This window comes from Variovorax sp. OK212 (assembly GCF_900112425.1).
In the GTDB taxonomy this organism is placed as follows: Bacteria; Pseudomonadota; Gammaproteobacteria; order Burkholderiales; family Burkholderiaceae_C; genus Variovorax.
On record NZ_FOLP01000006.1, the window covers coordinates 125,134 to 138,253 of the forward strand.

Here is a 13,120-nt window from a genome sequence, read left to right on the forward strand (position 1 = left end):
GAGCAGGTGTTTCGGCGGCAGAACCATCTTCGTAAGGCATGGCATGCGCTGCATCGCATGACGCCATTCGGGCTATGGCACGCGAACATTTTGAGAGAGAAAAGTTCCGCGATTCGTTGAGCTGACGCAATCGTTCAGCTAAAACTGGCGCACTTCAATGGACGAGGGAATGCGCGTGAAACCAACGACAAGAGCCGCAGAAATTCTTGCCATGGCCGCGATGAAACACATCGGGCCCCGCACCGTTTCCACCACTGCCCGCATGCCGCCGCGGCAACGCCGTGCGCCCCTGCGCGGGCGCTGAGCCAGCACCCCCGCTCCCCGCTCTCCGCTTGTTCGAGACCCCGCATGACGACGGGCATGGCGCCGCTCGCGCCGCGCATCCTGGGACCGCCTGAATTGCAGCGGTGACACCCGGGCGACCGTGTCGTCCTGACGAACCGATGGGTTCGCCGGGAGGGCGCTGTGCTGCCTGCTTCCTGTCGGTTGTTCTTCACCCCACGCGCGCGTCACGCGCATCGCCGACTATCCGCCGGCGCATGCGGTACGGCGCATGTTCTTACCAAGAGTACCCAGAGGCGATCATGAAAAAATTCAGTGCACCCGTGGCCTTCAATCATCTTGCCATCACCGCGGTGACCCTTGCCGTGCTGACGGCTTGCGGCGGCGGTGGAGACAGCGGCGGCGGCGCGTCGCTCGGCGGCGGTGGCGTCGCGCTCGGCGCGCCGTCGGACACGGTGGCCTTCGCGCCGTCGTCGGACGTCACCAAGAAGTCGCCCGACGACGGCGTGCCCTCGGCGGCCGGCTCGGCAGTGGCCGCGGTCGACCGCTCGGCCAGGCCGATGGAGCTGCCCGACACCGTCTGGCCCAGCAACTACAAGCTGTGGTTCCGCCCCGATGCGGCGCTCAAGACCTTCACGGGCCGCGGCGACGTGGAGATCGAAGTGCTCAAGCCGGTCGACGCCATCGTGGTGGCCGCGCACAACCTGAACTTCGCCAAGGGCCGCACCACGCTGCGCAAGGTGTCGAACCCCGGCGAGGCGATCGCTCTCATTCCCACGCCGCAGACGCTGGGCGACTTCGTGCAGCTGCGGCTGAGCGACGGCCAGATCGCCAAGGGCAAGTACCTGCTGCACATGGAGTGGGACGGCAAGATCCAGTTCTCCGACGCGGAGTACTGCCCGCCGGCCGAAGTGGCGCGCAACCCGTTCTGCTCGGCCGCCACCGGCATCTTCAAGGTGGGCCTGTCCACGCCCGAAGGCGTGAGCAGCGACGCCATCGTGACGCAGGGCGAAACCAACTACGCGCGGCAATGGTTTCCGGGCTGGGACGAGCCGGCGTTTCGCCACACCTTCGAGATCTCGGCCGAGGTGCCGGGCGACTGGAAGACCGTGTCCAACGGCGCGCAGACCGAGGCGGTGAAGCTGCCCGACGGCTACCAGCGCGTGGCGTTCGAGAAGACGCCGTCGATGCCGATGTACCTCACCTTCTTCGGCGGCGGCAAGTTCGACGTGCTGGCCGACACCTTCAAGAACCCGCTGGACGGCAGCGACATGCCGCTGCGCTGGTTCACGCCGCCGGGGCGCTCCGACTGGGCCAAGTTCGCGATGGAGTGGACCAAGGTGTCGATGGACTACTACTACAAGTACACCGGCATCCCGCTGCCGTTCAAGAAGTTCGACACCGTGGCGGCCAACGACAGCTACGACAACAAGCCCAACACCGGCTTCGGCGGCATGGAGAACTGGGGCTCGATCTTCGAGTTCGCCGACGCGGTGCTCACCAAGCCGGGCGACACGCCCACGCTGTACTCGGTGACGGTGGTCACGCACGAGGTGGCGCACCAGTGGTTCGGCGACCTGGTCACGCTCGACTGGTGGGACAACGTGTGGCTCAACGAGTCGTTCGCGCGCTGGTTCGAACGGCGCACCACGATCAAGTTCCACCCCGAGTACTACAGCTTCTCCGACTACGTGCTCGACAAGCACAACGTGATCGTGGCCGACCTGAAGAGCACGGCCGTGCCGGTGCAGCGCAACCTCAACGACGCGGGCGCGTTCGGCTTCATCAGCCCGTCGATCTTCGTCTACAACAAGGGCAGCCACGTGCTGGAGACCATCCAGAACTACATCGGCGAGGAGGCGATGCAGAAGGGCCTGCAGATCTACCTGAAGGACTACGCGTTCGGCAACGTCACGCCGTCGCGCCTGTGGAGCTCGCTGGAGAAGGCCAGCGGCGGCAAGAAGGTCAGCGACATCGGCGACAGCCTGATCCGCCAGACCGGCATTGCGCTGCTCACGGTGGACGCGCAATGCGCCGGCGACCGCACCTACGTGAACATCACCCAAGAGTCGTTCCCCAACCAGAACCAGTTCCCGGCCTCGACGTGGACCCTTCCGGTCACGCTGGCCTACGGCGACGCGCTGGCGCAGCGCACCACCTTCGTGATGTCGAACAACAGCACGCAGGTGGAGCTGCCGGGCTGCACCGCGGTGCTGGCCGGGCCGACCGGGCAGGACTACTACGTGACCAACTACAGCGCGCCGTCATGGAGCGCGCTGCTGGCCAACGCGACCAGCCTGGCGGGCAACAAGCCGCTGCTGCTGAACATCGAGCGCGACGCGTTCCGGCTGCTGGGCGTGGGCCGCATCACGCAGGCGCAGTACGACCAGATCAAGGGCGTGGTGAACCTGCCGGCGCCGCTGCTGGCCAAGACGCAGGTGAGCGAGCAGAAGATGGCCGCGGTGGCCACCGGCGCCGAGAAGGACGCGTACCCGCATGCGCTGCGCTTCCAGGGCAGCATGAAGCTGCGCGACAACGAGAAGCGTTGAGTCTCGAATGAGCGGGCGCGCGCCGCTGCGTCAGGGGCGGTGCGCGCCTCGTCCTTCCACGATCACCGGATTCATCACCATGAAAACTTCCATCCAATGGCTGGCGGCGACGGCCCTTGCCGCCGCGCTCGCCGCCGCGCTCGCCGGCTGCGGCGCGCGCGGCGAGCCCGAGGCCGACCTGGTCGGCGTCTACGCCGTGAAGCAGAACGGCGCGCTCAAGGAGCTCATCAAGATCGAGCGGCAGGGCGGCCGCTACGTGATGCGCGACAAGGTGCGCACCGCCGACTGGAGCGAACCCAAGATGCAGATGCAGCCCGTGACGCGCGAGCGCTGGAGCCGCATCACCACCGACAAGGAGAACACCGCGTTCGTCGGCGTGGCGAGCGAGCAGCTCGGCATCTTCAAGGTGCCGGCGGGCTGGCGCAAGAACGGCTTCCAGACCTCGACCGGCTACTTCCTGTTCTATTCGCAGGGGCCGGTGGAGGCGTACAAGCTCTGAGCTCCCGCTGGCGCTTCAGGCCGCGGGCGCCACGCCCGCGCCCTCGATGCGGTGGCGCTTCAGCGCGTCGGCCACGAAGCCGCTGGCCTTCATCTCCTCGACGAACGCCGCCAGCAGCGCCTGCGCTTCGGCGCCGCGGCTGGCCGGCGTGCCCATGGCCTGCTGGATCACCATGAAGCGCCCCGGCAGCACGCGCACGCCGGGCGCGCGCCGCGCTTCGCCCTCGAGCATCTGGCGGATGCCCGCCGCCACCTCGACCTCGCCCGAGCGCAGGGCCGCCAGCGCCGGGCCGGCGCCCTGCAGCCGGACGATCTCGGCGGCCTTGATCTCGCGCGTGAGGAACAGGTCGTAGGCGCTGCCCGAGCCGACCGAGATGCGGTGGCCCTGCGCGTCGATCTGTGCGTTGTCCGTGAGCGCCGACGACTCGGGCACCAGGTAGCTGCCCTCGATCAGCACGTAGGGCGCCGTGAACAGCAGGCCCTCGCTGCGCGCCGGGTCGATGGCGAAGAAGCCGATGTCGGCCTTCTCGTTCTTCACGGCATCGACCGAGGCGGCCGCCTTCTCGAACTGCACCAGCACGAGGCCCACGCCGAGCCGCCGTGCGAACTCGCGGGCCAGGTCGATCGACACGCCCACCGGTTCGCCGGTGGCGGCGTCCTTGTTGGCGAGGATCGGGTTGCCGAGGTTGATCGAGGCGCGCAGCGTGCCGGAGGGGGCGAGGGCGGCGACGAGGGCAGGGGAGACGGGAGTCGAAGGCTGTGTCATGGCGTTCATTCGTCGGTGTTCGTCGGTGTTCGTCGTTGAAAGGCGGGGGAAGACCGGAATTGGGAGGAGGCCGGAGCCCCGGGAGGGCAGGCCGGCGCCAGTTTAAGTCGCCGGCTTGCCGTAATTCCTACCGGATGTAGGGAATCGCGCCCACCGGCCGCGCGCGCTGCCGTCGCGTAGGCTTGGATCATCCGCAGACCGTATCCGACCGACCCGACCGACCCGACCACTCGCAGCCGTGCCGCTTTCCACTTTCCTCGTCGAAGACAACACCCTCATCCGTCACCACCTGATCGCCGCCATGGAGGACGAAGCCGACATTCGCCTCATCGGCACCGCCACCACCGAGGCCGAGGCCGTCGCCTGGCTCGAGGAGAACCCCGCCGCCTGGGACCTGCTGGTCGTCGACCTGTTCCTGCAGGAAGGCTCGGGCCTGGGCATCGTGAAGCGCTGCGGCAAGTCCCGCCCGGGCCAGCGCGTGGTGGTGCTGACCAACTACGCCACCGGCGAGATCGCCGACTGGGCGCGCGAACTGGGCGCCGACGCCGTGTTCGACAAGGCGGCCGACCTCGAGGCCTTCTTCGCGCTGTGCGCCGGCCTCGACGCGCAGGCGCGCGAGCGCGGCGGCGAACCGCTGGCGGCGATCGAACCATGAGCGCCGTGGCCGCTCCTTCCATTGCCGACGTGCTGCGTGCGTTGCGCACCGCGACCCACGCGCTGCACGAAGCGCTCGACAGCCAATTGCCGATCGCCCGCGAGGATGCTTCGTTGGCCGACTACGCCGCGCACCTGCGCGCGCTGCGGCCGTGGCTGGAGTCGGTGCGGCAGGCGCTGGCCGGCGCCGGTGACCCGGGCCTGGACCGCGTGGCGCGCCGCACCGAGCGGCGGCTGGCCGCGCTCATGCTCGACCTGGAAGACGCCAGCGTTGCGTCGGCTGCACCGAGCTTTGCGCCACTCGACGCCCATTGCCTGGTGGACGGCGCGCGCGACCCCGCTTTCGCCTGGGGCCTGGCCTATGTACTCGAAGGCTCGCAGCTCGGCGGCGCGGCCATGCACAAGCGCCTGGGCCCGCGCCTGGCGCCGCATCCGATGCGCTATTTCCAGCCGGTCGATGCGCCCGAAGGCCTGGCCGCGCAATGGAAGGACTTCGTCGCCCAGCTGGCCGCGGCGCTGCGTGACCCGGCCGCGGTGGACGCGGCCCGGCGCGGCGCGGTGGCCGGCTTCGAAACCCTGATGCCGCGCTTCGGCGTGCGCGCCTGAGGCCCACCATGCCCACCATGGCTGGCCCGATCGTTTCGCCCCACCTTCCGATGAACCCGCGCGGGCACCGCCGCGCAGATTGACCGTGTCCATGCCCACCGTGTCCACCGCGCCCACCGCTTCCGTCGCCCCCGTCGCCCCCGTCGCCGCATTCCGGCCCATCGAGCCGCCGCAGGTCGACCTGTCCTCCTGCGACCTCGAGCCGATCCGCGTGCCCGGTTCGATCCAGCCGCACGGCCGCCTGCTGGTGCTGCAGCCCGATTCGCTCGCCCTCGTGGCCTGGAGCGAGAACTGGCCTGCCGCGCAGCTCGCCGCCGCGCAGGACATGCTCGGCCAGCTGCGGCTGCCCGCGCTGCAGCCGGGCGCCTCGCCGGTGTCGCTGGGTGCGGTGCAGGTGGGCGCCGAGGTGTTCGACGCCGCCGCGCACCGCAACGAGCGCCACCTGATCGTCGAGTTCGAGACCGCCTCGCCGCCCGCCGGCAACGAGGCGCCCATCTATTCGCTGGGCCGCGTCTTCCTGCCGCACCTGCAGCAGGCCGACACCGTGGCCCGCCTCGCCGCACTGGCCGCGCGCGAGATGAAGCGCCTGACCGGGTTCGGGCGTTGCCTGGTCTACCGCTTCGACGAGGCCGGCCACGGCGAGGTGCTGGCCGAGGAGGTCGAGCCGGGCTACGACAGCTACACCGGCCATCACTTTCCGGCGTCCGACATTCCGCAGCAGGCGCGCGCGCTGTACCTGGTGAACCACTTCCGGCTGATTGCCGACGCCAACTACCGGCCGGTGCGCCTGCTGGCCAACGACGCGTCGCTCACGGCTGCGGACATCGACCTGTCGCAGGCGCAGCTGCGCAGCGTCTCGCCGATCCACCTGGAGTACATGCGCAACATGGGCACGCTGGCGTCCATGTCGGTGTCGATCGTGATCGACGGCAGGCTGTGGGGCCTCATCTCGTGCCACGACCATGCGCCGCGCTTCCTCGACCCCGGCACGCGGCTGGCCTGCGAGCACCTGGGCCAGCTGCTGTCGCTGCAGCTGCAGTCGAAGGAGAGCAACGGCCAGGTCGCCGAGCGGCTCGAGCTGCGCCAGCTCACGCTGCAGATCGTCTCGCACCTGGCCGAGAGCGACGCCACCCTGCAGCACCTGGTCTCCGAGGCCTCGCTGATGCTGCGCGTGATGCGCGCCACCGGCGCCGCCGTGGTGCTCGACGACGAGGTCTGGTGCGTGGGCGACGTGCCCGAGCGCGCGCAGGTGCAGGAGCTCGCGGGCTGGATCGCGGGGCTGGGCGTGGAGGTGTACGACAGCGACGCGCTGGCCGCGCACTTCACGCCCGCCGAGGCCTTCGCCGGCACGGCGGCCGGCGTGCTGGCCATTTCCATTTCGCAGGTGCACCGGCACCTGATCCTGTGGTTCCGCCCCGAGCTCGTGCGCACCGTGCGCTGGGCGGGCGACCCGCACAAGCCCATGAGTGCCGACGGCGGGCGCATGCACCCGCGCCTGAGCTTCGAGAGCTGGGTCGAGCACATCCGCGGGCGCTGCACGCCGTGGTCGGCGGCCGAGGTCGGCGCCGCGGGCGAGCTGCGGCAGGCGCTCATCGGCGTGGTGCTGCGCCGGGCCGAAGAGCTGGCTGCCGTGGCCACCGAGCTGGGCCGCGTCAACAAGGAGCTGGAGGCGTTCTCGTACACCGTGTCGCACGACCTGCGCGCGCCGATGCGCCACATTGCGGGCTATGTCGACCTGGTGGCGCAGACCGAGGGCAAGCAGCTCAGCGAGCGCGCCCACCGCTACCTTGCGCACGTGAAGGACGCCGCGGCCTTCGCGGGCCAGATGGTCGATGCGCTGCTCGACTTCTCGCGCATGGGCCGCGCCGCGCTCAAGCAGCGCCCGGTCGACACCGCCTCGCTGGTCGACGGCCTGGTGCGCGAGCTCACGCGGCTGGAGCCGCAGCGCGCCATCGAGTGGGAGATCGACGCGTCGCTGCCCACGCTGTACGCCGACCCGCTGCTGCTGCAGGTGGCGGTGCGCAACCTGCTGGCCAACGCCGTGAAGTACTCGCGCACGCGCACCCCGGCGCGCATCTCGGTGCGCGCGGTGCACGACGAAGCGCTCGGCGACGGGCTCGAGGTGCATGACAACGGCGTGGGCTTCCAGATGAAGTACGCCGACAAGCTGTTCGGCGTGTTCCAGCGCCTGCACCAGGCGGAAGATTTCGAGGGCACGGGCATCGGCCTGGCCAATGTGAAGCGGATCGTGGAGCGCCATGGCGGCACGGTACGGGCCAACGGAGCGGTGGATGCCGGCGCGAGCTTCGGCTTCATCCTCCCGCGGTGGGACCCTGAGAAGACAGCGGCGGCGAGCGCGCCGGCTGCAAACGGAGAAGGACATGCTTAAACCGATCCTGCTGGTCGAAGACGACAAGCGCGACCTGGAACTCACCCTGATTGCGCTGGAGCGCAGCCAGCTCGCCAACGACGTGGTGGTGCTGCGCGACGGCGCGCAGGCACTCGAATACCTGCACCGCGAGGGCGATCACGCCGGGCGCGCCGAGGGCAACCCGGCCGTGATCCTGCTCGACCTGAAGCTGCCCAAGGTCACCGGCCTTGAGGTGCTGAAGGACGTGCGCGGCGACCCGGTGCTGCGCAGCATCCCGGTGGTGATGCTCACCTCGTCGCAGGAAGAGTCGGACGTGCTGCGCAGCTACGAGCTCGGCGTCAACGCGTACGTGGTCAAGCCCGTGGCGTTCGACCGCTTCGTCTCGGCCATTGCCGAGCTGGGCGTGTTCTGGGCGGTGCTCAACGAACCGCCGCCGGGCTCCCTGAAGACGGCGCGCAGACATGAATAACCCGGGCGCGGCGGTCGTCGCGGTGGTCGAGGCGGCCGCCGAGACCGCCGAGGCCGTAGCCAACGCGCCGCCGCTGAACGTTCTGATCCTCGAGGACTCGCGCTTCGACGTGGAGCTGCTGACCGAAGAACTGGCGCGCGCCTTTCCGCAGGCCCGCACGCGGGTGGTGCGCGACGAGCCGGGCTTTGCCGGCGCGCTGGCCGAGCAGAGCTACGCGCTGATCCTGTCCGACTACGAGCTGCCCGGCTTCTCGGGCGCGCACGCGCTCGAGCTGGCGCGCGGCACGGTGCCCGAGACGCCTTTCATCTTCGTGTCCGGCGTGATCGGCGAGGACAACGCGGTCGAGCTGCTGAAAAGCGGCGCCACCGACTACGTGAGCAAGGGCCGCCTCGAGCGGCTGCCGGTGGTGGTGGCACGCGCGCTCAACGAGGCCGCCGACCGCCGCGCCAAGCGCCTGGCCGAGCAGCGTCTGCACGCGGCGAACAAGGCCATCCTGCAGGCCGAGACGCGCCGCCTCGCGCTCATGGAGCTGGGCGACCGCATCCGCGACATGGACGAGCCGGGTGACATCGCCTATGCGGCCTCCGAGATGCTGGGGCAGCAGCTGGGCGTGGACCGCGCCGGCTACGGCCTGGTGGACACGGCGGCCGAGACCATTGCCATCGAGCGCGACTGGACCGGGCCGGGCGTCTCGAGCCTGGCGGGCATGCTGCACTTTCGCGACTACGGCTCCTACATCGAGGACCTGCGCCGCGGCGTGACCGTGGCCTTTGCCGATGCGCGGCTCGACCCGCGCACGCGCGACAACGCCGACGCGCTCGACGCCATCACGGCGCGCGCCGTGGTCAACATGCCGCTCACCGAGCGCGGCGGGCTGGTCGGGCTGCTCTACCTGAACCACGGCGAGGCGCGGCCCTGGCCGCGCGACGAGATCGACTTCGTGCGCGAGGTGGGCGACCGCGTGCGCTCGGCCATCGCGCGGCGCGAGGCGCAGACCGAGCTGGTGGCCTTCGCCGAATCGCTGGAGCAACAGGTGCGCGCGCGCACGCAGGAGCGCGACCGCACCTGGGCGCTGAGCCAGGACCTGCTGGGCGTGGCCATGCCCGACGGCCACTTCCTCAGCGTGAACCCCGCGTGGGAAACCGTGCTGGGCTGGAGCGCCGACGAGATCTGCGCGATACCGTTTCGCGAGCTGCTGCATCCCGACGACCGCCGCGGCACCGAGGCCGAACTGGTCCGGCTCTCGGGCGGCGCGCGCACCACCGGCTTCGAGAACCGCTACCGCACCAAGGCCGGCGAGTACCGCTGGCTCTCTTGGACGGCGGTGCCCGACAACGGGCTGCTCTATGCGGCCGCGCGCGACATCACCGAACAGAAGGAGCGCGCCGCCGAACTCGACGCCGCGCGCGAGCAGCTGCGCCAGAGCCAGAAGCTCGAAGCCGTGGGCCAGCTCACGGGCGGCCTGGCGCACGACTTCAACAACCTGCTGGCCGCCATCAGCGGCAGCCTCGAGCTCATGCGCCGGCGCGGCCTGGAAGGCAAGCCGGCCGACATGGAGCGCTATGTGGGCGTGGCGCAGGGCGCGGTCAAGCGCGCCGCGGCGCTCACGCACCGGCTGCTGGCCTTCTCGCGGCGCCAGACGCTGGAGCCCAAGCCGATCAACGCCAACCGGCTCGTCACCGACATGGAAGAGCTGCTGCGCCGCACGCTGGGGCCGCACGTCGCACTGGAGACGGTGGCAGCCGTGGGCCTGTGGAACGTGCATGCCGACCCCGGCCAGCTGGAGAACGCACTGCTCAACCTGTGCATCAACGCGCGCGACGCCATGCCCGAGGGCGGCAAGCTGGTCGTGGAGACCGCCAACCGCTGGATCGACGCGCGCACCGCGCGTGAGCGCGACCTGCCGATGGGGCAGTACGTGTCGCTCACCGTCAGCGACAACGGCGTGGGCATGCCGCCGGAAGTGGTGGCGCGCGCCTTCGATCCGTTCTTCACCACCAAGCCGATCGGCATGGGCACCGGCCTGGGCCTGTCGATGATCTACGGCTTCGCCAAGCAGTCCGGCGGGCAGGTGCGCATCTATTCGGAGGTGGGCAGGGGCACCTCGGTGAGCATCTACCTGCCGCGCCACGACATGCAGGAAGAAGCCGCCAGCGCGCCGGCCGAGGCCCCGATGGCGCCGCGCGCCGACCAGGGCGACACGGTGCTGGTGGTCGACGACGAGCCCGCGCTGCGCATGATCATCGTGGAGGTGATGCAGGGGCTGGGCTACGCCACGCTGGAGGCCGGCGACGGCGCCGAGGCGCTGCGCATCCTGCAGTCGCCGCGCCAGCGCATCGACTTGCTGGTGAGCGACGTGGGCCTGCCCGGCGGCATGAACGGCCGCCAGGTGGCCGACGCCGCGCGCACCGCCCGGCCCGAGCTCAAGGTGCTGTTCATCACCGGCTATGCCGAGAACGCGGTGCTCAGCCACGGCCACCTCGACCCCGGCATGCACGTGATGACCAAGCCCTTCGAGATGGACGTGCTGGCGCGCCGCGTGAAGCAGCTCATCGAGAGCCGGTAGCCGCCGTCTTCAGGCCTCAGGCTGGCGGCGTCAGCGGCAGCCGCACCGTCACCAGCAACCCCGGCCCCAGGCCGGTGTCGCCCAGCACGATGCTGCCGCCGTGCGCCTCCACCACCGCGCGCACGATCGCCAGCCCGAGGCCGCTGCCGGTCTGCGTCTGGTCGGGGTCGCGAAAGAAGCGGTCGAACACGCGCTCGCGCAGCGCCGGCATGATGCCCGGGCCCTGGTCGGCCACGGTGACCACGGCCATGCCGTCGTCGCGCCGCACGCCCACGCTCACCACCGAGCCCACGGGGCTGTACTTGGTGGCGTTGTCGATCAGGTTGTCGATCATCGACAGCAGGCTGTCGCGGTCGGCCGCGATCGCTACCGGCTCGTCGGACACCAGTTCGAGCTCGACCTCGCGCACGTGCGCCAGCGCCGACAGCGCGGCCAGCCGCTCCTGCAGCAGGTCGTCCAGCCGCAGCGGATGCGCCGCGGCGGCATGCGCGTTGCTGCGCATCAGGCGCAGCAGCTGGCCCACCAGCCGCTCGGCGCGCGCGTTGCTGCTGAGCACCCGCGCGAACAGCTCGTGCTGGCGCTCGGTGGGAATGCGCTCGGTCAGCAGCGACTGCAGCGCCTCCACGTTCACGCGCATCGCGGCGATGGGCGTGCGCAACTCGTGCGCCGCGTCGGCAATGAAGCTCTGCTCGCGCGCGATGCTCGCGCGCAGCCGCTCCATCAGCGCGTTGAAGTTGTGCACCAGCGGCAGCAGCTCGTCGTGGCGCGGCTGCTCCGACACCGGCGCCAGGTCGTGCGGGCCGCGCGACGCGATCTCGCGCGCCACCCTGCGCCAGGGCCGCAGCGCCAGCCGGATCGACAGCCACGCCGGAAACAGCAGGAAGGGCACGCTGATCACCAGCGGCAGGATGTAGTAGCCGCGCGTCTGGAAGGTCAGCCACAGCTGCATGCCGCCGGGCGTGACCAGCGTCACGTGCGTCTTGCCCGAGGGCGACTCGATGGTGCGCGCGCGCCAGGTCTTGCCGTCGGCCTGCACTGTCTCGCCGATGTCGGGGCGCGTGTTGGCGATGCCGGGCGGCACGCCGTCGGAGTGGTAGATGCGCTTGCCGTTCTGCCACACGATCACGCTCGGCGACAGGGTGGCGTCGTTGCCGTTGCCCAGTGCGTTGCGCAGCGCGAGGTCCATGGCGCGCAGGCTTTCCTGCTGCCTGGCCGGCTGGTCGGTGAGGTTGCGCGCCACCACCAGCATGCTGCGCTGCGAGGCGTCGAGCGTGGAGAGGTCGTCGGTCATGGCCGAGCCCAGCAGCAGCACCACGGCGATGCTCCACAGCAGCGTCATCACCGCGATCTGCGCGAACATGAGCCGGCGCATCAGCGAGGGCCGCCGCACGCGCTGCCAGGCGTTGTGCAGCAGCCGCCGCAACCCGCGGGGGGACCGGGTGGGTTGCACCGCCGGTGTCGCGGGCCCCGGCGGTGCGGCTTCGGCGGTCATGCGCTCTCCTGGGGTTGTTGCGCCGCGAGGTAGATCACATAGCCGATGCCGCGCACGGTGCGGATGTAGCCGTCGCCGATCTTGCGGCGCAGGTTGGAGATGTGCACGTCGAGCACGTTGCTGGTGTTGCTCTGCGGCTGGTCCGGCCCGATCGACAGGGCGGTCTGCTCTAGCGTGCGGCGCGCCACCACGCGGTCGGCGCGCTTCACCAGCAGGCTCAGCAGCTTGAACTCGCTGCGCGACAGCGACACCGGCTCGCCGTTCACGCGCACGCGCTGCGTGGGTTCATGCAGCCAGAGGCCGCGCAGCTCGAAGGTGGCGCCGTCGCCGCCGTAGCTGCGCCGCGCGAGGGCGCGCACGCGCGAAATGAGCTCCGCCAGCACGAAGGGCTTGACCATGTAGTCGTCGGCGCCGTTGTCCAGGCCCTGCAGCCGGTCGTTCAGGCCGTCGCGCGCGCTCAGGATCAGCACCGGCAGGCGCGCGCCGCTGCGGCGCAGGCGCTCGAGCACGGCCAGGCCGTCGCCGTCGGGCAGGCCGAGGTCGAGCAGCAGCAGGTCGCAGCCTTGCGTCTCGAGAATGCGCAGCGCCTCCTCGACGCGGCGCACCCACACCACGTCCAGCCCCTGGGACTGCAGGGCGACGCGGATGCCGGTGGCCAGGTCGAAATCGTCTTCGGCCAGGAGGATCTTCATGGGCGGGAATCTAACCGCTGAAGCTGAAGGAATTCCTAAGAAAAGGCGCTCGGTGCGGCATCGCAAGCTGCGAAATTTTCAGCAGACCTTCATGTAGGCGGCTCACCATGCCGGGTGTTTTCCAGAGACCACGCAATGCCGCCGCACATGCCGCACACGCCGCACCAACCCACGC

General features: G+C 70.2%; 10 protein-coding genes. 7 read left to right on the forward strand and 3 right to left on the reverse strand.

Going from position 1 to position 13,120, the window contains the following annotated elements:
* The first annotated feature begins 584 nt into the window (after positions 1–584).
* Both BM004_RS19520 and BM004_RS19525 read left to right on the forward strand, forming a co-directional pair.
* Positions 585–2,831 (forward strand): M1 family metallopeptidase, encoded by a 2,247-nt coding sequence (locus BM004_RS19520; protein ID WP_093215942.1) that lies wholly within the window; start codon positions 585–587, stop codon positions 2,829–2,831.
* A 79-nt stretch (positions 2,832–2,910) separates the two neighbouring features.
* Entirely contained in the window at positions 2,911–3,330 is a 420-nt protein-coding gene (locus tag BM004_RS19525) for a hypothetical protein (RefSeq protein ID WP_093215944.1), read from the forward strand.
* Positions 3,331–3,345: 15 nt separating this feature from the next.
* Here BM004_RS19525 and BM004_RS19530 read toward each other — a convergent pair whose 3' ends face one another.
* Positions 3,346–4,095 carry a transporter substrate-binding domain-containing protein gene (locus BM004_RS19530; RefSeq protein ID WP_093216339.1) on the reverse strand — a complete coding sequence of 250 codons (750 nt, stop codon included), beginning with the start codon at positions 4,093–4,095 and terminating at the stop codon, positions 3,346–3,348.
* Between the two features lie 238 nt (positions 4,096–4,333).
* Here BM004_RS19530 and BM004_RS19535 point away from each other — a divergent pair, with 238 nt between their 5' ends.
* From BM004_RS19535 to BM004_RS19555, 5 genes are all read left to right on the forward strand, one after another.
* Positions 4,334–4,750 carry a response regulator gene (locus BM004_RS19535; RefSeq protein ID WP_093215946.1) on the forward strand — a complete coding sequence of 139 codons (417 nt, stop codon included), beginning with the start codon at positions 4,334–4,336 and terminating at the stop codon, positions 4,748–4,750.
* Complete coding sequence (locus BM004_RS19540) at positions 4,747–5,355, forward strand: biliverdin-producing heme oxygenase (RefSeq protein ID WP_093215948.1); 609 nt, start codon at positions 4,747–4,749, stop codon at positions 5,353–5,355. The genes BM004_RS19535 and BM004_RS19540 overlap by 4 nt, the downstream gene beginning before the upstream one ends.
* A gap of 91 nt (positions 5,356–5,446) precedes the next feature.
* Entirely contained in the window at positions 5,447–7,744 is a 2,298-nt protein-coding gene (locus tag BM004_RS19545) for an ATP-binding protein (RefSeq protein ID WP_093216343.1), read from the forward strand.
* On the forward strand, positions 7,737–8,195 hold the full coding sequence (locus BM004_RS19550) for a response regulator (RefSeq protein WP_093215951.1): 459 nt from the start codon (positions 7,737–7,739) through the stop codon (positions 8,193–8,195). Before BM004_RS19545 ends, BM004_RS19550 begins: the two co-directional genes overlap by 8 nt.
* Complete coding sequence (locus BM004_RS19555; RefSeq protein WP_177206539.1) at positions 8,188–10,761, forward strand: response regulator; 2,574 nt, start codon at positions 8,188–8,190, stop codon at positions 10,759–10,761. The genes BM004_RS19550 and BM004_RS19555 overlap by 8 nt, the downstream gene beginning before the upstream one ends.
* Before the next feature lie 16 nt (positions 10,762–10,777).
* Here BM004_RS19555 and BM004_RS19560 read toward each other — a convergent pair whose 3' ends face one another.
* Positions 10,778–12,253 carry a sensor histidine kinase gene (locus BM004_RS19560; RefSeq protein WP_093215956.1) on the reverse strand — a complete coding sequence of 492 codons (1,476 nt, stop codon included), beginning with the start codon at positions 12,251–12,253 and terminating at the stop codon, positions 10,778–10,780.
* Positions 12,250–12,945 carry a response regulator gene (locus BM004_RS19565; RefSeq protein ID WP_093129684.1) on the reverse strand — a complete coding sequence of 232 codons (696 nt, stop codon included), beginning with the start codon at positions 12,943–12,945 and terminating at the stop codon, positions 12,250–12,252. The genes BM004_RS19560 and BM004_RS19565 overlap by 4 nt, the downstream gene beginning before the upstream one ends.
* Positions 12,946–13,120 lie beyond the last annotated feature (175 nt).